At 47.5% G+C, this 19,631-nt stretch carries 16 protein-coding genes; 9 read left to right on the plus strand and 7 right to left on the minus strand.

What is annotated here, in order from left to right; translation table 11 throughout:
* Positions 1-109 precede the first annotated feature (109 nt).
* The 5 genes from AAA939_RS12185 to AAA939_RS12205 are packed head-to-tail and all read left to right on the plus strand — an operon-like array spanning position 110 to position 4,429.
* The gene (locus AAA939_RS12185; protein WP_338210867.1) at positions 110-874 is read left to right on the plus strand and encodes a formate/nitrite transporter family protein; all 765 of its coding nucleotides are present in this window, start codon (positions 110-112) and stop codon (positions 872-874) included.
* A 33-nt stretch (positions 875-907) separates the two neighbouring features.
* Positions 908-1,774 (plus strand): diguanylate cyclase domain-containing protein, encoded by an 867-nt coding sequence (locus tag AAA939_RS12190; RefSeq protein WP_338210865.1) that lies wholly within the window; start codon positions 908-910, stop codon positions 1,772-1,774.
* Between the two features lie 12 nt (positions 1,775-1,786).
* Positions 1,787-1,945: a hypothetical protein gene (locus tag AAA939_RS12195; protein ID WP_338230899.1), complete on the plus strand. Its 159-nt coding sequence runs from the start codon at positions 1,787-1,789 to the stop codon at positions 1,943-1,945.
* Complete coding sequence (locus AAA939_RS12200) at positions 1,938-3,236, plus strand: glycosyltransferase family 2 protein (RefSeq protein ID WP_338210863.1); 1,299 nt, start codon at positions 1,938-1,940, stop codon at positions 3,234-3,236. The genes AAA939_RS12195 and AAA939_RS12200 overlap by 8 nt, the downstream gene beginning before the upstream one ends.
* 14 nt (positions 3,237-3,250) lie before the next feature.
* Positions 3,251-4,429, plus strand: coding sequence for a family 8 glycosyl hydrolase (locus AAA939_RS12205; RefSeq protein WP_338210861.1), 1,179 nt, complete (start codon positions 3,251-3,253; stop codon positions 4,427-4,429).
* 87 nt (positions 4,430-4,516) lie between these two features.
* Here AAA939_RS12205 and AAA939_RS12210 read toward each other — a convergent pair whose 3' ends face one another.
* The gene (locus AAA939_RS12210) at positions 4,517-5,842 is read right to left on the minus strand and encodes an APC family permease (protein WP_338210859.1); all 1,326 of its coding nucleotides are present in this window, start codon (positions 5,840-5,842) and stop codon (positions 4,517-4,519) included.
* 795 nt (positions 5,843-6,637) lie between these two features.
* Complete coding sequence (locus tag AAA939_RS12215) at positions 6,638-7,900, minus strand: DUF805 domain-containing protein (protein ID WP_338210857.1); 1,263 nt, start codon at positions 7,898-7,900, stop codon at positions 6,638-6,640.
* A 249-nt stretch (positions 7,901-8,149) separates the two neighbouring features.
* On the opposite strand from AAA939_RS12215, the gene AAA939_RS12220 reads away from it, so the two are divergent.
* Positions 8,150-9,037, plus strand: a complete 888-nt coding sequence (locus tag AAA939_RS12220) for a TSUP family transporter (RefSeq protein ID WP_338210855.1) — start codon at positions 8,150-8,152, stop codon at positions 9,035-9,037.
* Between the two features lie 113 nt (positions 9,038-9,150).
* Here AAA939_RS12220 and hflX read toward each other — a convergent pair whose 3' ends face one another.
* Positions 9,151-10,446, minus strand: coding sequence for a GTPase HflX (hflX, locus tag AAA939_RS12225; protein ID WP_338210853.1), 1,296 nt, complete (start codon positions 10,444-10,446; stop codon positions 9,151-9,153).
* 88 nt (positions 10,447-10,534) lie between these two features.
* Here hflX and AAA939_RS12230 point away from each other — a divergent pair, with 88 nt between their 5' ends.
* Complete coding sequence (locus AAA939_RS12230) at positions 10,535-10,972, plus strand: NUDIX hydrolase (protein ID WP_338210852.1); 438 nt, start codon at positions 10,535-10,537, stop codon at positions 10,970-10,972.
* A 140-nt stretch (positions 10,973-11,112) separates the two neighbouring features.
* Positions 11,113-11,427, plus strand: a complete 315-nt coding sequence (locus tag AAA939_RS12235; protein WP_338210894.1) for a DMT family transporter — start codon at positions 11,113-11,115, stop codon at positions 11,425-11,427.
* Positions 11,428-12,009: 582 nt separating this feature from the next.
* Here the strand turns inward: AAA939_RS12235 and AAA939_RS12240 are convergent.
* The 4 genes from AAA939_RS12240 to AAA939_RS12255 form a co-directional block, all read right to left on the minus strand.
* Positions 12,010-12,687: a histidine phosphatase family protein gene (locus AAA939_RS12240; RefSeq protein WP_338210849.1), complete on the minus strand. Its 678-nt coding sequence runs from the start codon at positions 12,685-12,687 to the stop codon at positions 12,010-12,012.
* 12 nt (positions 12,688-12,699) lie between these two features.
* Positions 12,700-13,356: a histidine phosphatase family protein gene (locus tag AAA939_RS12245; RefSeq protein WP_338210847.1), complete on the minus strand. Its 657-nt coding sequence runs from the start codon at positions 13,354-13,356 to the stop codon at positions 12,700-12,702.
* 66 nt (positions 13,357-13,422) lie between these two features.
* Complete coding sequence (locus tag AAA939_RS12250; protein WP_338210845.1) at positions 13,423-15,279, minus strand: cation:proton antiporter domain-containing protein; 1,857 nt, start codon at positions 15,277-15,279, stop codon at positions 13,423-13,425.
* 20 nt (positions 15,280-15,299) lie between these two features.
* Entirely contained in the window at positions 15,300-16,241 is a 942-nt protein-coding gene (locus AAA939_RS12255; protein ID WP_338210843.1) for a GrpB family protein, read from the minus strand.
* A gap of 965 nt (positions 16,242-17,206) precedes the next feature.
* On the opposite strand from AAA939_RS12255, the gene helD reads away from it, so the two are divergent.
* Positions 17,207-19,513 (plus strand): RNA polymerase recycling motor HelD, encoded by a 2,307-nt coding sequence (gene helD / locus AAA939_RS12260; protein ID WP_338210842.1) that lies wholly within the window; start codon positions 17,207-17,209, stop codon positions 19,511-19,513.
* Positions 19,514-19,631 lie beyond the last annotated feature (118 nt).

Raw genomic sequence — 19,631 nt, forward strand, 5'->3', positions numbered from 1 at the left:
TTATTTTGTGATTTTTTTAACAAATGTTATTTTTTTAATAAAATAAAGTGAATTATCCAGTATAATATCCGTAACAAGCGACAGTAAGATTAAAAGGAGGCGGAAGTCGGTGTTTAGTTCAGATGAAGTGATCACACAGGCAATTGATAAGGGACAAGCGAAAGTTAAGTTAGCGTTAGGTGCTAAGTTAATTCTAGGATTCTTTGGTGGGGCGCTGATTGCGCTCGGCTTTCTCGCTGATGTTCGGGTGGTGGCCGCCGTGCCGAAAGTCTGGGCGAGTTTTGCGCCGGTCCTCGGTGCGGGGGTCTTCCCGTTAGGTCTCATTGTGATTCTGCTCATGGGCGGGGAGTTGGTGACTGGCAACATGATGGTGGTCAGTTTATCGGCTTATGATCATAAGGTCAGCTGGCGTGATTTTTTAGTGAACTTATTAGAAATTACAATCATGAATTTTATTGGGGCGACGTGCGTGGCGTTCTTTTTAGGCCACGTGACGGGGCTAACCCACGCGCAACCCGTCCAAGCGACGGTGATTGCCATGGCGCAATCAAAAATTACCATGCCGTTTTGGGCGAGCCTCGTTTCGGGGGTCGGCTGTAACTGGCTGGTCGGAATTTCCGTTTGGCTGGCAATGGCAGCTAAGGACGGCGCCGGTAAGATGCTCGGCATCTGGTTGCCGATCATGGCCTTCGTTGCCATTGGGTTTCAACATAGTATTGCCAATTGCTTTTTGATTCCAGCAGCGATTTTTGAGGGCGGCGCGACCTGGGGGCAGTTCGTGACCAACATCATTCCAGTCTATTTAGGCAATATTATTGGCGGTGCCGGCTTGGTCGGCGGCTTGTATTACTTGAGTTTACGCAAGCTTCGTTAGGAAAGCTAATCATCACTATGGGGGATTTACAATATGAAGCATCAAATGATCGACAACGTTGTTTTTATGGGGATACTCGCTATTTTGGCGTATCAATACACGTTACTGTATTTTAGTGTCATCAATGGGTCTTGGCTTAACTTCATGGTCGTCGCGGGAACCTTTGGCGTCGGGCTGCTGTTAGGACGGTCAACTTACATTATCTTGGGCGGTATGCTGTCGTTTGTTGGGATGAGTGCCGGCGGTTTAATGCTGGTCATGCCCTATACCCGAGAAATGTATTTTTGGGCCGCAATCGCGTTATTAACAATTACGCCCTTAACGACCTACTTAACGTTCCTGTTAGACCACCATTTATTAAAACGGAAGGCGTTAGCGGCAACGTTGAGTGATCTTGAACGTGCCAAACCGGACTTGGAACTCATTACCGGTGCGCAAAATAAACACGCGCTAAATAATGCGATTAAACGGGAAATGAAGTTAGTCTGGCACCATGAACAAAATTACCGTTTTACGCTAACGATGGTCAAAATTGATTTCTTAGAAAACGTCGTTAACTTCTTAGGAAGCCAGCAGTTTAACGCGTTACTGCGGTCAACGGCGAAGCACTTGGATGGCTTGCTCTACGCGGAAGACCAGTTGTACTACTTGGGTGCTGGTAAGTTTATTATCTTGTCACCGATGCTCAGCCGCGCTAAGGCGCCAACGATCCGGCATAAGTTTAAGAAAAATATTGCCCAAGTTGCGGGAGGCATTGGCTTGGAGAGCAACGCGTTAATTTTGCGGGTCGGCCAGGTCACCTATTCGACGCAGCACATGGTGCGGGAATGTAACGCCACCAAAGCGTTGGCACAACTGGAACGGAATGCGGAAACTGATATTGCCAGAGAGTATTTATAGGAGAAATAACGAATGAATATGGAATTAGAAAACTGCCTGTGGGTCATGCCCATGTGTACGATTGTGACAGTTCTCTTAGCTTTGACGGTGATTACCCTCGGGCTATGTTGGTGGCGCATTTTTAGGTTGACCGTCCACCGGTTCAACAAGGAGGATTGCCGCCGTGATTAATACGTTATACATCATTGCGATTCTCTCAATTTGGTTATCCGTGACGGTGACCGTGATGACGTTAATTGGCGGTGTTTGGTTTATTTTTAAGCAACTGAAGCAGAATAACTCGGCCACGTTGGTGCCGCTAAAACGGACGCCCAGCGTGACGATCGTTGTTCCAGCCCACAACGAAGCCTTGGTGATTCAGGCAACGGTTCGCGCCATTCTTAACTTAAACTATCCGGCAAAACGGGTCGAAGTCCTCGTTTACGCGGATAATTGTCAGGATCAGACCGCGGCGCAGGTTCGCAAGCTAAAGGCAACACCGGAATTTGCGGGGCGGAACCTCCAAGTCATTGAACGAACGGGGACGGGGGGCAAGGCCGGGGTCTTAAACGACGCCTTGAAGATTGCGACCGGCGAATACTTGTGCGTGTACGATGCGGATGCGGCGCCAGAAGTCAACGCGCTCTACTTCTTAATCCAGAAAGGTTTAGAAGATCCTGAACGCTACGCGGCGGTATTTGGCCGCAACAAGACTCGGAACTATCAGCAGAACTTTTTGACGCGGTGCATTCACTTAGAAATCGTGAATACGCAACGCATTCAACATACTGGGATGTGGCAACTGTTTAAGATTGGCCGAATTCCGGGTACGAACTTTATTATCAAAACGCAGGTCGTGCGTGAGCTGGGGGGATGGAATAACGGGGCCCTCACCGAAGACACGGCGTTGTCATTTCGGTTAATGCGGTCGGGCAAACTGATTGCGCTGGCCCATCGTTCCGAGGCTTTTCAACAGGAGCCCGAGACCCTGTTTACCTACTACCATCAGCGTAAACGTTGGGCCCGTGGGAACTACGAAGTGATTTTTAGCAACTTACGCTACTTATTTGACCGTACGCCGTGGCGGGTCAAGTTGGAAATCTTGTATTACGTCTGCGTCTACTTGTGGTTTAGCGTCGCCATCATCGTTTCGAACATTTTGTTTGTGACGAACACGGTCTTAGCGTTTGCTAGTATCTGGTGGCCGCAGCTCAACCCGCTCGTTTCTTTGGAGACGCCACTCGCTATCGTGTTTGGAATCAATTGGTTGTTGATGTTTTACCTGTATTTGTTACAAATGAACATTGCCTTGGCCAGTGATTACGGTCAGGCAACGGTCACTAATTTTGTGCATACGGTGATGGCTTACTTTACCTATGCTCAGCTGTTTATTGTAGTTTCAATCGTCGCGTTATTAGAGATGTTAAGGGATAAGGTCACTGGCAAACGCCAAACCAAATGGTATAAGACGGAACGCTTTTAACGGGGGAAAAAGAGTTGAAACGACATTGGCAATTTTTAGTTGGTGGACTGAGTATCATCGCCGCTTTTGCGTTGGGGGTCGGAATCTACGTGACCCAACGACCAACGGCGACGATTAAGGTCAATAAACCAATGGTCGCGAAGCATTACCGTGTCTGGAAAGGCACCTACTTATATGGGGATTCGAACGCGAAGTTTGTCGTTACGAATGAAGATAAGAACAAGAAGCAGACGTTATCCGAAGCACAGGGATACGGGATGTTGATTGCGATTATGTCAGCCAGACAAGGGTTTGGGAGTCAAAAGACGTTTGACCAGTTAACGCAGTATTATATGGATCACCGCATTTCCAGCGATAACCCGCTAATGGCCTGGCGTCAGCAGCAGGTCGGCAAACGGATGGTCAGCACGGCTTCAGAGAAGACTAGTGCAACCGACGGGGACCTAGACATTGCGTACGCCCTGATCTTAGCGGATGAGTATTGGACTCAGCGTGGAAAACCAGGACGGCACGACTACGGCAAACTCGCGCGCCGGTTGCTTAAGGCCATTGCGGCACGTGAAATCAATCCGGTGACGAAGCTACCCCGGGTTGGTGACTGGGCAAAAGACGGACAGAGTAGCGAACTGGTGCGCTCTTCAGATTTGATAACCGCCTATTTCCGGAAGTTCGCGCGGTATACGCACGACGGTACGTGGACCCAAGTTGTTCATAACAGTCAGACCGTGTTGCAACGGTTAAGTGGAAAATACGAGACTGGTTTGATGGCGGATTTTGTAACGGTCCAAGGCCGCAACTTGGATGTGGGGTCGGTTTTACCTAAACAGGTGGATTCACCGTATGACCACCAGTACGGCTTCAATGCTTGCCGGGTACCTTGGCGGGTGGCCTATGATTATCAGTTGAACCACAGTCGGATCAGTTATGACGTTACGGCCAAGATGCTGAAGTTCTTCAGACACTGTCAGCGGCCAGGAACGGTCCATGACTTAAGCGGAAACTTATTAGCACAATATGATAGTGCTGCCTTTACCGCGCCGGTTGCGTATGCGGCCTACGTGTTAAATGATCAAAAGCTGAGTCAGCGGTACGCGCCTGAATTAGATATGGGCTTGGTTAAACAAGGCTACTATCCCGCGACGCTACACATGGTGACGTTGCTGGCAAGTGGGACGCTCGGGGACGCAGATTAAAAAAATAGTCAATAAAAATGAGCTGTGATTTTTATCACAACTCATTTTTTGTTTAAGAATTAATGGTCAGAGATTGTTTTAATCCGCTTAAGCGTTTTGCCGTTGTTTCCAGTAGTAAACGGGAATCCCAATGGCAACGATAACCATGGAGAGTAGGACCCCGGGAAGGTCGGAACCAATTTCACTGACGATGACGAACAGGGCCCCTAAGATGGCAATTAGTGGGGTGACTGGGAAGCCAGGTGTTGAAAATGGTCGCTCAATGCCCTGCTTGCGTTTACGTAACCGGAAGACCCCGATAAAGGTCGCCACGTAGAAACAATAAACGGTGAAGATACACAGGTCGGATAACCGGTCAGGATTAAAGAAGAGAATCATGACACTCGCGTAGGCCAAGATGACCAAAGTTGCGATGATCGGTTCGTGAGATTTTTTATTTAAGTAACTCAATTGTTTTGAAAATGGTAACTGGTTACGTTCAGCCATGGCGTAGACGATTCGGGGAAAGGTCATGATTTTCCCGTTTAGACAGCCCACCATTGAAACGATGATCCCGATATTGAGTAACCGACCGCCGATGGTTCCGAAGGCTGCGTTGGCGAAATAGACGGTCGTCTGTTGACCAAGCTTATGAATCGTATCAGCTGGAATAAAATGAAGAATCCCATAACTAACTAACGTGTAAGCAATTAAAACGAGTGAAATCCCAAGAATAATCGCTTGGGGAAGAATCTTTTGGGGATTCTTGATTTCCCCGCCTAAGTTGGCGACAAGAATCCAGCCGTCATAAGCAAACAGGGTGGCTAACACGGCGACCCCGAAACTTCCGGTCGATTGGGTAACGGTATGTAAGGATTGACCAAAGGCGTCTTGGTTACCGAAGAATAGACCGAAGATGATGATGGCGGCGATGGGAAGTAACTTTCCGAGGGTCGTCACAATTTGAAAGGCAGCGCCCCAGCGGTTCTCGAACATGTTTAGAATCCCGATTAACACAATGACGATAATCGCTAACGGTGCCTGCCAGCTCCCGTTCAAGTTGAAGAAGCCAACTAACAGGATGCCGAGGTAAGCGGCAATTGAAGCGATGATTGCGGGGCCGTAAACGACAACTTGCATCCAGCCGGACAGAAAGCCCCATAGTTTGCCGTAGATCTCCTCCATGTAAACGTAAAGGCCACCGGTATGCGGCATTTGGGCCCCAACTTCGGCAATGGTCAAGCCGGCCGTTAAGGTAATGAGTCCCCCTAGTAACCAGGCAAGCAGGGCCATGCCGGTGGAGCCAGCGCTATCGAGTACTGATGATTGTTTAAAGAAAATTCCCGAACCAATCACGGTACCGACAACGAGTGATAATGCTGACCAGAAGCCGAGGGACCGGTTCAAGGTCGTTTCTTGTTTCGCATCTTGCATGAAAAAGAGGTCCTCACTTTCAGAAGACCGTCCGGATAAGCCGGGCGGCCCGTTTCAAAATAACCACAGATAATTGTTCTAAGCATAGCAGAAATTTTATGGGGTGACAATGAAAAAAACATTAGAAAACTCACTTTTTAGCTTTAAACACGAACTAATGACAATTATTTTATTTTAAAGTTCGATAAAATCAATTGCTAGGCAACTTGCGATTGGATTTAGTTCGCCTTTAATAAAAATAATTATATCTAACGATAAAATTTAGTCTCTGATTGGCAATGGCTCTGATTATCGTTAGAAATTCAGTGTTTTTCGGCGCTTCGCCGGCAGAATCCGTGGGCCATGGGGTCGGCTACAGACAAAGAACGGTCTTCCGCCTCGCTTGAAAGCCTCAAAGGACGAGTCTTTCAAGTCGTCCCGCAATGTAACCTGGCAAAAAAACGCCAGCTAACATTGCCGACACGGCCCGCTGCTTCTGCCGGCTACGCTAAGATTGTTTTAAAACAAATTAGTCATGTTTGATAATACCCCATAATATAGCTGGAGGTCGCCACGGCAGATGAAATCACGGACGACCGGAAGTGGAAGGCCTAACAACTTTATTGATCCTAATGGTGCTATATCAATTAATTGGTAATCATTTTGTTTTTCAATCTTTAGGCAATGAATATAAATAGGTTCCCCTATCGGACTAAGTAGCTCGATGGGGGAACCTATTTATTGTTTGGTTTTATCTAATTTTGTTTGATAGTCAACCTTGATTGGATTGAATCCATAACGGAAATTAAGTTGTCACTAATTTAAATTGATGGTTGCGTCGAAGGTCTTAAAGTCATTGTCATCGTCGTAATCATCGGTATCGTAACTAGAATCCCATTTCAAACGGATACTTGTCAGGTCTTTAACACTGGATAATTTTGGCAAAATAAAGTATAAATTACCATCAGCATTGGTGCCACTGTTCAAATCACCGTCAAAGTCATCACTATCGAAATCGGCGTCCACCTGTTGGCCATCGTTGGTGCTGAGTTTAGCTTGAGTTGGGAATGCTGAAATATCGCGACCGGCATGAATACTCATGTGGACTTTTACGATCCCGTTAAACTCTTGCTTATCGCTACCCTCACCGTTAGTGTAAGTCCCGTCTGTTTTGTAAACCGTAACTTTGTCGATTTTAAACGTCGAACCAGCCCAGCTACTATCAGAAAATGAAGTCGTGTAAGCTTGTTGATCAGCAAGGTTAATCTTATCATCATCAATAGTAATACTGTCGGTATCAGAACTTGATTCAGAATCGGTATCGGTATCGTCGTCCTCACTATCAGTATCTTCATCATCACTATCATCATCGCTGTCATCGTAACTATCGTCAGAGCTGGTAGTGGTGGTCGTTGGATAATTGGCAAGGGACATCGTATAAGTTGAAAAACCAATAACGCCCGCAAAGACGGCGGTGGCTAGCACTAGAATGCACCAAGTCCACCATTTTTGTACCCAAGGTTTTGATTGACCTGATAGGTGATCGAAACGTTTACCGGCTTCCTTAGGTTTTTGACATAAGAAAACAATAAGTAAAATTGGTCCGACAATTGGAATAAGTGCTAACCATAAATAGTGGGCTGATCGGTTGGTATCATGGAGTCGGCGAACACCCGCTGTAAATTGCATGACTGAGATCCATGTGGAGAGGGCAGAATAAATAAGAAGCAAGATAGTATGTAAAATACCAGTTTGTAATGGGTCGCTATAGATTTTAGTACCAAGCATGATGTTTAAAATAAAACTGATCAACACTAAGTCTAAGTAAAGCCACCAGTATTGCGGGCGAGAAATGCGTTGCGACCAAGTAAAGGTTTGCTGAACGCCTAGTTTTAGTGCGGTCCACATATTGTCACGCTCTGGACGTTTAGGCTGATTGTTCTTTTCTGGAGCGTCGGTGTTCTGGTTCTGACCTTCAGTGGCGGACGTTGTTTCCTGGGTTGCACCACAAATAGGGCAAAAGGTAGCGTTTATGGGAATCTTCTTCCCACACTTCATACAAAATTTTGATTCTGACATCGATGTTCCTCCTAAGGATACTTATACTAGGCGAAATATTATAAATATAAGTAAAAATGTGTAACTGAGTAAATTATTATCACAGTTAAAAACTATCATATCATAATCGATTATCTTTATTAATAAAAAAATCACAAAATATTCACATTTTTATTATTTTGACGCGCGGTGTTAGTAGCAATTTATTTTGTTCCACCCCAAAAGGCGAGTATAATCTGACAAGTACGCATTAGAGAGTGGGGAAGAATTATGGTAATTGCAATCGTGGTCATTCTGACGTTATCCAGCGTCGGTTTATTTGGCTTGCTGCTAAACGGTGCCAAGCGTCGCGGCGTTGCTATTATTGATCGTAGTTTTGGCTGGGGGATGGGCATTGGCGCGCTGACGGATTTTTTAGATACTTTGGGCATCGGCAGCTTTGTCACTTCCACGGCGATTTTTCAAGCGAGTCACTATTTAAAGGATGAACGGCGTTTGCCGGGGACCTTGAACACAATGCACGCGATTCCGACGGCGTTTGAGGCGTTGTTCTTCGTGACGACGGTGAAAGTTGACCCCTGGACGTTGATCAGTCTAGTCTTGGCGGCAACCATTGGAGCGCTGTTAGGTAGCGAGGTCATGACCAAGTTAAATCAACGGCGGATACAGCTGATTATGGGGATTGCGCTAGTCATCACCGCTGGACTAATGGCGGCTAAACTCCTTGGCTGGATCAGCTTACTAGGTGCGGCGAATCAAGCTACCGCGTTACGCGGTTGGCCGCTTGCCATCGGTATTGTGGGTAACTTTATTTTGGGACTGTTAATGTCCGCCGGGGTTGGGCTATACGCGCCGTGCATGGTGATGGTTTACTTCTTAGGCCTAACACCGATTGCGGCTTTTCCAATTATGATGTTGTCATGCGCGCTATTGATGCCAACGTCAGCCGTCAACTTTATCCGTCACGACCGGGTCGATTACCGGGGTCTCTTTGGCATCATTTTAGGCGGCATTCTCGGGGTCATCGTTGCGGCGACGGTCGTCAAATCGTTGTCGCTGACGGCATTGAGCTGGCTAATCGTTATTGTAAGTTTATGGACGGCAAGTTCGCTATGGCGCGCCGCGGTCCGGAGCGGGAAAAAAGACTTCATGCAATAATCGCTCCGTCAGCCAGTATCGTTGTTATTGGCGAAAAAAACTTTTTAAAGTTAGTGATAAACAAAAACAGCTCCCGCAGTCAATTCTGCAGGAGCTGTTTCGTTTATTCATCTTTAAGCGGGTGTAACCACGTATTTTTCATAACGTTGGGCATCCACACTGTTAAGTTCAACTTCTAGCTGGGTTCCGTCGGCCACGTAATCCGTCTTCAGGATGTTAGCGTTGTCGTTTAAATAAGCAACCACGTCGCCATCGCTAAATGGGATGAGGAGCGTCGTCGTGACATAACCTTTGAAGACCTTGTCCTTCATCATTTGAGTCAGAACTTGTAGTGACTTTTCATCTCTGGCCGCGTAGATCAATTGATCATCTTGTTGATTAGGATAGTTGGCTTCCGTCAAATCAGCCTTGTTGTAGGCGTAGATCATCGGAATATCATTGACGCCGATTTCTTTCAAAGTCTTATCGGTCGTTGCCATCATTTCCTTGTAATGCGGGTCAGAGTAGTCGATAACTTGAATCAACAGGTCCGCGTTAGCGGCTTCTGCCAGCGTCGAGCGAAAGGCGTTGATCAAGTTATGCGGCAAGTCGCTGATAAACCCGACCGTATCGCTGAGTAACAATTGCTTGTTATCAGGGAAGGTCAGTTGCCGAATACTCGTATCCAAAGTGGCAAACAGCATGTCTTTTTCAAAGACCTGCTTGTCTTCGCCCTTGCCAAATAACCGGACTAAGCCGTTCATGGTCGTGGACTTACCGGCGTTGGTATAACCGACTAGGGCCACGTTAGGCAAACCGGCTTTGTCGCGTTGCAAGCGCCGGACTTCTTCGTCCTTATTGAGTTCCTTCAGTTCATGCTTAGCATGGCTGATACGGTCTTGGATCGTCCGTCGGTTTAATTCCAGTTGTGTTTCACCAGAACCACGGTTGGTAAAACCACCGCCACCACCAGCTGCCGCACCGGCCTGTTGGTCAAGACGGTTCGAAATACTGGTTCGTAAGCGTGGTAATTGGTATTGAAGCTGAGCAATCTTAACTTGGAGATTGGCTTCCTTACTGCGAGCCCGAGTACCAAAGATTTCCAAAATCAGACCAGTGCGGTCAATGATTTGAAGCCCCGTTTGTTCTTCAAGGTTACGGACCTGACTGGGCGTCAAGTCGGCGTTAATGACCATAATGTGTAAATCATGTGCTTCGGCGTCTTCCTTAATCTCAACCACTTTACCTTTACCAAAGTAGGTGGCTGAGTTGGGTTTGTCCAACCCTTGGTCGATCCGTAGCGCAGCGTGCATGTTATTTGCCTCAACGAGGGCTTCTAATTCCGACATCGCATAATCGTAATTAGAGACCGTTTTAGACATCCCGGCAATAATAACTTCTTGAACTTGATTGACGTTAGTTTCGGACATTCAATCACTCCTGACGTGTTATAGTTGCTTTAAGTATAACATGCCTAATTAAAATATTATTGGTTCGGGTATTAAGGGGGACTTTTAAATGGGTTACGTTTTAAATCTCAGAAAAAAAGTGGGCCACCAGCCGTTAGTCGTGGCCGGAGCGGCGATGCTTGCGCAAAATTCGGTGGGAAAAGTGTTGTTGGTCTACCGCAATGATAACCACTGCTGGGGGTTACCAGCGGGATCGACCGAACCCGGTGAGTCCGTTCAGCAGACGGCCCGTCGTGAATTAAAAGAAGAAACGGGTCTAACCGTTGGCGACCTGACCTTGATCGACGTTTTTAGTGGTCCCAAGATGCACTACCGCTATCCCAATGGGGATGTCATTGATAGTGTGACCGTGCTTTACCGTGGCAATACTAACGGCGGCGAACTCGTCAAAGCAACGGATGAGACGAGTACGGCCGGGTTCTTTGAACTAGATGCGCTCCCGGAACCACTAACGCCGCTAACAAAGTGGATGTTAATCGGTGAGTGAGCTTGACCGCTCAACCTACCTTTGCTATAGTGGACTGAATTAATTAAACGGATTGTCACCGGACAACGTGCAATCACCTTCCTTAGGTCTAAGTGGAAGGTGGGGCGCGTTGTCTTTTTTTATTTTGGGAGGGAATTATGATGACGTGGATTTATTTAGTAGTTGCCGGATTGTTTGAAGTGGTGTGGGCGACAATGATGAAATTGAGTAACGGTTTTAGCCATATAGGGTACAGTGCGGCGACCATTGTTGGGATGATCTTAAGTTTTGGCTTTTTAGCCCTAGCCACCAAACATTTACCGTTGAGTATTGCGTACCCGATTTGGACGGGGATTGGCGCGGTGGGCGCAATTCTCGTCGGTCTAGTCTTTTTCAAGGATACGATTGCGCCAGTGACCTGGATCTTTATCGCAATGCTGATAATTGGCATCATCGGCATTAAGGTTACGAGTTAATGGGACAGATAGAGCTTGAAAGTTAAAGTTAAGGATTATTGGTATCTAGATCAATACAAATTAGCTATTCCGGTTGTCACTGATGGCATGCGGTCGTGGGACCGGGGCTAGCCTGAGGAGCGGTCTAGCCCCGATTCCGGAACAGTTGCAAAACCCGCAATTGTCCCGGACCGTCCGTGGTGTAAAAACCGGCAAAAAATCGCCGTTCTAACGCCACCTTCACGACCGATGCCATCAGTGGTAGCCTCCGATCATCCGACAGTCATAACAATAGAAGACTGTTTTGAGCGCAGTCAGGTAGCCTTGAGTGCTGTGTCGGCAAGATTGGCGAGCGTTTCATACGCCAATCTTGCGGGGCGATTCAAAGACGTGAATTATCGGCTTTGAATCGAGGTCACAGACCGCACCATGGCTGTGACCGCCCCCCCCTAGCACTCAAGACTACCTGACGGAGCGGCTAATTTAGGACTAACTAGCGCTACTGTTATGGTGTTGATAGATTTTTTAACTTTTAGGGCGACATAAATAGGCCTCTCAAACAGCGGTGATTGCTGCTTGAGAGGCCTAATATTTGATTGGTTATTATGAATGTTGATTGGCGATGGTTGGGACGAGTTCTTTGGCGTAGTCCACAACTTTGATTTGGTCGCCATCCACGTCAATGCGGGTCAGGCTACCATTCTTAGGGCCCTGAGTGATGTCAATGTCAGGGGCGAAGTGGGCCACCATGCTTCGAATGGTCGTGCCGTGCGAAACGACCAAGAGGTTTTCGTGGTTATCATGGTGTGCTTTTAGGTAGTCGAAGCCTTGGTTGATGCGTTCCCAGAAGGTCGCGTTATCCTCAGCTTCATGCCAAGGATCGATCGACTTCATCAGGTCGCGGCTTTCTTCGATGCTGATATGGTCCAAGAGGGCGTGCAAGCTATTCACGCCGTACTTTTGGCCAACCAATGACCACGTGCGGCTCGAATCGTCACCTTCGTAGTAGCCGTAAAAGACTTCGCGGAAGTTCATCAATGACTTAGGCGTTAAATCAATCAAGTTCGCGGCTTCACTGATGAGGCGCGCGGTATCAATGGCCCGCTTAGAGTCGCTTGAGTAAACGGCGTCAAACTTAGTGCCGTTGAGGGCTTGCCCGACCTTGGTTGCCGTTTCCTTACCGTAGTCCGTTAGCGGGGAATCTGACCAGCCCTGCATCCGGTTGAATAGGTTAAAGTAGGTTTGGCCGTGGCGAATAAAGTAAATTGAAAATTGTGACATGGTTATTCCTCCTTACGCCAAGTGGTCTTTGCGACCCAAGTAGTCTAGCTGGACGTCGTCATCGGTAATTGTAAATTTAGTGACGCTCCCGTTTTGGGGACGTTCTGGTGAAGTCAGCGTGGCAAAGCGGTCGGCGATGCTATAAATGGTATTGCCGTGTGAAACGAGCAATACTTTGTCGCCGTCTTTTTGATTGGCGCGCAAAGTATCGATCCCGCCGTTGACCCGTTGCCAGAATTCATCGTTATTTTCAGCGCTGTGGAAAGGATCGGCCTCCTTACAGAAGTCCTTAGCCTTTTCGATACCGTACTGATCAATGATGGCTGAAAGGGTCGGGGCCTTGTGGGGCGCGCCGACTTCAAACCAAGTCTGAGACGTGTCGCCACCTTCGAAGTAGCCGTAAAAAGCTTCCCGGAAGGCAGCCAGTGGTTGGACGGTTAAATCAGCGTTATCACTGGCGGGTAGCATCAGTTGTGCGGTCCGCATTGCGCGGGACATGTCACTGGCATAGGCAGCGTCGAAATGAATGCCGTTAAGCATCTTACCCGCGTTGCGCGCGTCATTTTCGCCCACGGTGGTCAGTGGGGAATCACACCAGCCTTGCATCCGGCGGTATTTGTTGAAGTAGGTTTGTCCGTGTCGAACCATGTAAACGGAAAAAGTTGCCATTCTCAAACTCCTCTATATTTTAAACTAAGACACAATGTGTTCATTCTACCATAAAATGTTCAGGCGTTAGTTGGCAGTTGCTAAGGCTTGCCGAATGCGCGGCGCGTCTTGCTTTGAGCCGGTAAAAATCAACCGGTCGCCGAACATGATCATCGTATTTCCGTTTGGCACGATCAGTTTGCGGTTACGAATAACCTGACTAATGGTAATGTCCTTCGCAAAGGCGAGGTTCTTAATCTGAACGTTGGTATAGAGGTGGTTCACAACGCGGACTTCGTAAATGCTGTTTTCGGTATCACGGAGCATCAACATTGTCGATGGCGATTCAATCAGGGCACGCAGTAACGTGATATTAGCTTCCGGTGTATTGTAAACTTCTACGCCTAAGTCCTTCAGTTCGTCTTCGTGTTCGTTTAAGACATTGCGGTCTTCAAACCGGACAATGATCCGTTTGACCCCGTAGTCGTGAGCGGCCTTTGCCAACTCGTAGTTCCGTTCGGCGTCGATGTGACCTAAGACAAGAATGTCCGTATCAAAAACGGCGGCGTCTTCTAGGTCACTGGCGGAAAAGTTTTCCATTAACGTCACGGGTAGCTGTGAGTGGTAGGTCTCGTAGTTGTGCTCGTGGTTCGTGTACATCTGAACGTCGTACCAGCCTTTGCGCAACTGTTGGGCGACCGGCACCGTGCTTAAGTTGGCCCCGATAAAGTGGACCGACGTCTTGACGAGGTCTTCTTTTTCCGCGGAGTAGGCGCGGTTGAAAATCAACGGCGACACGATGCAGGTGACTAACGCAGCCAGCAAGAAGGCGCCGGACTGGTCGGTCGTAATCGTGTGCATGGATTTAGCGACCCGTAAGACGGCTAGGACCATGGTCATGGTCGTGGCGCTTAAAGCCGTTCCGGCTAAGGCGTTCGCGGATTTGAAACGTAATTTGAGTACCCAGTAGGCCCCGACTTTGGCGACCATGTAGGCGAGGAAGAATAACGGAATTAAAAGTAACGTTTTTCCGCTAGAGAGTAACGTGCGTAAATTCAAGTCGACCCCGGTCGTAATGAAGAAAATCGGGATGAAGAAGCCGTAACCGATGGAATCTAAACGTTCACGGGTACTTTCACTCGGTTGTAACAACTTCAACACGATCCCAGCGACGAACGCGCCCAAGATATTTTCAGCCCCGACGGATTCGGCGACCGTAACCATCGTGACGATTAGGAAGAAGGCTAGGCGAATGTCTAATTGCGTCGTTGATTTATTGATATTTTGATAAAAACGGAAGAACGGTTTGAACCGCAGAAGTAACAGTGCGGCAACCGCCAAGATTAATAATAATAACCATAAGCTTTTGGAATCACTCCCGTAAACGGAAGCGTAGAGCGTTAAGCCCATCATGGGAACCAGTTCACCGAAGACCCCAATCAGCAGGACAGTTTGTCCGAACGCTTTACTGAGGAGTTCCTTTTCCTTTAAGGCGGCGATAACGATTCCGAGGGAAATGGTGGCAAATAAGATGGTTGCCAGCCAGAAGTCACTGAATAACCCGCTAACTTTAAAGGATGCGGCTAGAAGCAGGGATAAGATGACAATGGTTCCGTAAGCGTAAACCGATAGCCGAACTGGCGAGTACTTTGGCAGGTTAACGGCGTTTTTTTGTTCCAGCGGCGTCAAGGCCGTGCGACGCTTTTTGAATAAACTGAAGTCAATTTCCATCCCGCTTAAAAATAGGAGGACGATGACGCCGATAGTGGAGAGCTGCGAAATTGAGCTGGTCGTGTTGACAAGGTTGAACACGCTGGGGCCAAGGATGATTCCGATAATGATTTCCATGACCGCGGTTGGCAGACTACTGATTTTAAACTTGGCCATCACCAGTGGAATCAGTAAAGCGGCAAATAAAATAATGACTAGTGAAACTTGATCCATAAGATAGATTCCTCGATTCGTTAATAAACACGGAGTTGGTCGTCGTCAAAGCCCCAGAAGGCTTCGTTTTGACTCGCGTCGGTAAAGACTTTGAGAATGGCGCTGATTCCGGGAGCTAGTTTTTCGGGCGTGAGCGCGCTGAGTGGCTGCCAGCTGATGGCGCCTTCGTAAGACCCCGCCAGCAGGTGACCGGAGTAGTCGTTAGTGGTGTACAGCGTTCCTAGCGACACGTCGCCTTGGTCATTTTCGACCCAGGTGACGGTGCCGACGAGCTTGAGCTGATTGACAGTCAGGCCGGTTTCTTCTAAGACTTCGCGTTTCATGGCGCTGACTTGCGATTCACCGGGATCGACGTGCCCGCCGGGAAAAGTTAGCCCGCGCCACTGTGCGTCGATCTTATTTTCGACGACGACCTCGCCGGTTTGAGGATTAACAATCAAACACATGTTGACGAGTTCGGCGCGAACGGTGCGGTCGTGATGCTCATGCTGATTCTTTGTAGCTAACCAGTCGCTGGCTTTGTCATTGATGCCTGCCATAAAAGCGGCCTTAGTCTGCAGGTAAGTTGTGGCATCCTGACTGGCCTTTTGCCGAATGGCCGTGTATTTACGACTGTCAGTGCGGTGCGCGTTGAGGTAGTCACGAAACGTCAGTAATTGCTGGTAGTCGTCTCGGTTCGTTAAAATAATCAGGTGGACCGTTTGACCCAGCAGAACCGTGCTAAACGTATGCGGGGCGCCATCAATTAAGGTGAGGTCGAGTTGCTTGGCGACGGTCACGACATCGGTCACCAGTAGGGCTAAGTCGATGGTTGGCCGCGCAAGGACTTGTGGCATGGCGGTACTACCAACGTGGCTGCTGGCAAGTAGGCTTGTTTCCAGAATCGTTTTTAAATTTGTCTGTAAGCGACTAGCCGTCGTGCGCCAGTCTGGTTGGTAAGGTGTTAATTCAACTATTTGCATGGCATTTTCCTCCAAGTATTCCCTTGAAAGATTACTCTTTTTGACGATTTTTGAAAAGGAATAGCCCACTTTCATGTAAAAATTAGTGCAAACGTGAAAATAATGGTCGTACAATCCCGGAAAAAACGATATATTAGAAGAATGTTGTTAAAAGGAGGAATCCCAAATGCGAACTAACCCAGACTGGATTTACTGGACGAACCGGATCTTTCAGGCGTTTTGTGTGCTGTTAGTCATTGCGATTGCTATCGCTTGGTTAACGGGCTTCGTCGAAGAATAAACAGAGATTAAATACATATTAATGAAAAAAGGGCCCCGCTCCGCCAGTCAGGCTCAGTACGCTGTGAGGACCGGTCGCAGCCAAAAATCGGTCTGCAACCTCGCTTTGGTGCCTAAAAGGCAAGTCACCAAAGGCGTCCGCAATCTAAACCGACAAACAACGTCGGTTAACATTGTTTTCACAGCGTACTGAACCTGACTGGTTGCGCTGGAAGCGTGATATAAATGATGACATTTCTGACCATTAGAATCGAAAGTTGGTATTAATTTTAGTTTGCCGAAGATTCAATTAATAATTATAGGGTGAAAGCTATGTTTAAGGACTGTTAAATTGGCACTCATGCTATCTAATGAATTTAAATCAATCTATAATAGTATGGACGTATTTAGCGCAGGCGGTCAGAATTGGTGTGCTGTCTCGGCAACATCAGGCGGCGATTTGAGCCGACTGGATGTTGCGGGGCACTTCAAAGACGTGGGGTATCGGCTTTGAAGTGAGGTTCCAGACCGAAGTTTGGCTGGAACCGTCCCCAATAGCACGCCAGTTCTGACCACCGAAGCGGCTAATTTACACGAGTTTTGTAGTTTTCATCCTTATAAACCATAATTAAACGGTTATTAATTGAGTCATGGCGCTGATAGTGCTAAAATTATTGTTCGATATTTAGGAATGGAGGGCGTCATAGATGGCTAAGTCAATTAAAGCTTTAGAACAAGAACACTTAGATCACGTGGTTGCAAAGATTAAGGTGGCCGAGGATCAACAAAGCCAAACCATTGCGCGCTCGGAGAAGGATCAAGCCGACATTAAAACCAACTTTTATAACGACGTTAATATTAAGACGGATAGTTATGAAGGGATGATGGAGACTGGCCTGTCCGTGCGCCAGCAGCAACAGATGTTAGATGAGCGTCAAAATAGCTGGCAACACGCGACTAAGCAGTTATCAACGCTTAAGAAGTTGGAAAAAAACGCGTATTTTGCGCGCTTGGACTTCCACGAAGCCGGTGAACCGAAGACTGAGACCATTTATATTGGGCTAAGTTCTTTTTCGGATACGCCGGATCACTTCTTGATCTATGACTGGCGGGCGCCCATCTCTAGTATTTATTATGACGGTGGTCTCGGCAATGTGACCTACAGAACGCCGGACGGTCCCCAGTCAGTCAACGTGAAGCTTAAGCGGCAGTTGATGATTGATGACGGGAAGCTCGTGACCGTCTACGATACTGACGAAGCGGTCGGGGACTCGATGCTCTTAGAAGTTCTAGACGAAAAGTCAGACGTTAAGATGAAGAGTATCGTAACGACGATTCAAAAGGAACAAAATACGATTATTCGGGATACTAGCTCCGATTTGTTATTTGTTCAAGGGGCGGCCGGTTCCGGGAAGACGTCGTCGGTCTTGCAACGGGTCGCGTACTTGTTGTACCGGTACCGCGGGAATTTAACGGCCGGACAAGTTATCCTGTTTTCACCGAACCAATTATTCAACGATTATATTAACCAAGTGTTGCCAGAACTAGGCGAACAAAACATGGTACAGATGACGTACTACCAGTACGCCTCGTACCGGTTGCCACGGATGCAGGTCGAAACCTTGCAACAACGGTTTGAAGCTGAAAATACGGATGCGATGTCCAAAGTGACGAAGCTGGAAGGTAGCCTAGCGTTCTTTAACGCGGTAACGACTTACGGTAAACACTTGGAACAAGCCGACATGCGTTTTCGAAACATCACGTTGAACGATGAGGTCATTATTCCACGGGAAAAAATTAAAGAAATCTACTATTCATTTAATGAAAATTATCACTTAGGCAACCGGTTATCGGAAACCAAGGAAGATTTAATTAAAATTTTGAATCGCAAAGTGGAATCTGAGATGCGGTCTAAGTGGGTTGAAGACGTCGTTCAGGACTTATCACGCGAAGAAATTAACCAGTTGTATGGTAATCAGCCCCGTGAGTTTAAGAACGGGGATCAGGAATTTAAGTTCTTAGCACGTAAAATTGTCATGAAACGGTTAGGGACGGCTAGAACACAGATCGTCCGGAACCGGTTCTTGAGTATCAACATGCAGTACGCGCACTTTTTACGCGAAGTACCGCAAATTATCGACCTAGCGAAGTACGATATTTCGCAGGACGAGTGGGACGCCGCGGTTGAACAGAAATTAGCCAGCATCAAGGAACGGCACATTTCATTGACGACCGTTTCAGCTTACATGTACTTGCATGATTTAATGACGGGTAAGAAGGGCCAACGGGATATTCGCTTTGTCTTCTTGGATGAAATTCAAGATTACAACGCCTTCCAGTTAGCTTTCTTGAAGTTTAGTTTTCCAAACGCGCGTTTTACGATGCTCGGTGACTTGAACCAGGCCATTTTCACTAAGGAAAACAGTCACACGCTGATTGGTGAACTTGAAACGTTGTTTGATCCGGAGAAGACCCGGGTGGTTCAACTAACCAAGTCGTACCGGTCGACCCAGCAAATCACCGATTTTACTAAGGAAATCTTAGTGAACGGTGAAGCCGTAACCGCCTTTGATCGCCAAGGGGACCTCCCTAATGTGGCGGTAACGAGTGATTTTGATGATGCCGTGGATCAAGTCGTTGACCAACTTGCCATGAATGATTCGGACCGGGACACAACGGCCATCATTGGTAAGACGTTGGCCGAATGTGAAGCGTTGACCGACGCGTTGCAAGCTCGTGGCGAAAAGGTCACGCTGATTCGGACCGAAAATCAACGGTTAGCACCCGGCGTCATCGTAGTACCGTCCTTCTTAGCTAAGGGACTTGAATTTGACGCAGTGATCGTGTGGAACGCTAACCCGGATAATTATCAGCGCGAAGATGAACGGCAATTGCTATATACCATCTGCTCACGGGCGATGCACGAATTAACGATTGTAGCGGTGGGCGAATTGTCACCACTGCTCAGCCGTGTTAACCCGGATTTATATACGTTAAATGAAGCGACCGTTTAGTCGCCGTAAAATGACCCGCCATGGTTAGACCAAGTCTAGTTATGGCGGGGCTTTTTTTGCGCTTTAATACGGGACAAATTTGATGAATTGTCGATAGTAATCAACGTTTAATTGTGAT

This window comes from Lactiplantibacillus paraxiangfangensis, assembly GCF_036246185.1.
GTDB lineage: Bacteria > Bacillota > Bacilli > Lactobacillales > Lactobacillaceae > Lactiplantibacillus > Lactiplantibacillus paraxiangfangensis.

Bases quoted from the DNA above. Each gene is read 5' to 3' on its own strand.
- AAA939_RS12220 (WP_338210855.1), top strand. From the start codon at position 8,150: ATGGTAATTGCAATCGTGGTCATTCTGACGTTATCCAGCGTCGGTTTA.
- AAA939_RS12215 (WP_338210857.1), bottom strand. From the start codon at position 7,900: ATGTCAGAATCAAAATTTTGTATGAAGTGTGGGAAGAAGATTCCCATA.
- AAA939_RS12245 (WP_338210847.1), bottom strand. From the start codon at position 13,356: ATGGCAACTTTTTCCGTTTACATGGTTCGACACGGACAAACCTACTTC.
- AAA939_RS12230 (WP_338210852.1), top strand. From the start codon at position 10,535: ATGGGTTACGTTTTAAATCTCAGAAAAAAAGTGGGCCACCAGCCGTTA.
- helD (WP_338210842.1), top strand. From the start codon at position 17,207: ATGGCTAAGTCAATTAAAGCTTTAGAACAAGAACACTTAGATCACGTG.
- AAA939_RS12255 (WP_338210843.1), bottom strand. From the start codon at position 16,241: ATGCAAATAGTTGAATTAACACCTTACCAACCAGACTGGCGCACGACG.
- AAA939_RS12250 (WP_338210845.1), bottom strand. From the start codon at position 15,279: ATGGATCAAGTTTCACTAGTCATTATTTTATTTGCCGCTTTACTGATT.
- AAA939_RS12240 (WP_338210849.1), bottom strand. From the start codon at position 12,687: ATGTCACAATTTTCAATTTACTTTATTCGCCACGGCCAAACCTACTTT.
- AAA939_RS12190 (WP_338210865.1), top strand. From the start codon at position 908: ATGAAGCATCAAATGATCGACAACGTTGTTTTTATGGGGATACTCGCT.
- hflX (WP_338210853.1), bottom strand. From the start codon at position 10,446: ATGTCCGAAACTAACGTCAATCAAGTTCAAGAAGTTATTATTGCCGGG.
- AAA939_RS12195 (WP_338230899.1), top strand. From the start codon at position 1,787: ATGAATATGGAATTAGAAAACTGCCTGTGGGTCATGCCCATGTGTACG.
- AAA939_RS12210 (WP_338210859.1), bottom strand. From the start codon at position 5,842: ATGCAAGATGCGAAACAAGAAACGACCTTGAACCGGTCCCTCGGCTTC.
- AAA939_RS12235 (WP_338210894.1), top strand. From the start codon at position 11,113: ATGACGTGGATTTATTTAGTAGTTGCCGGATTGTTTGAAGTGGTGTGG.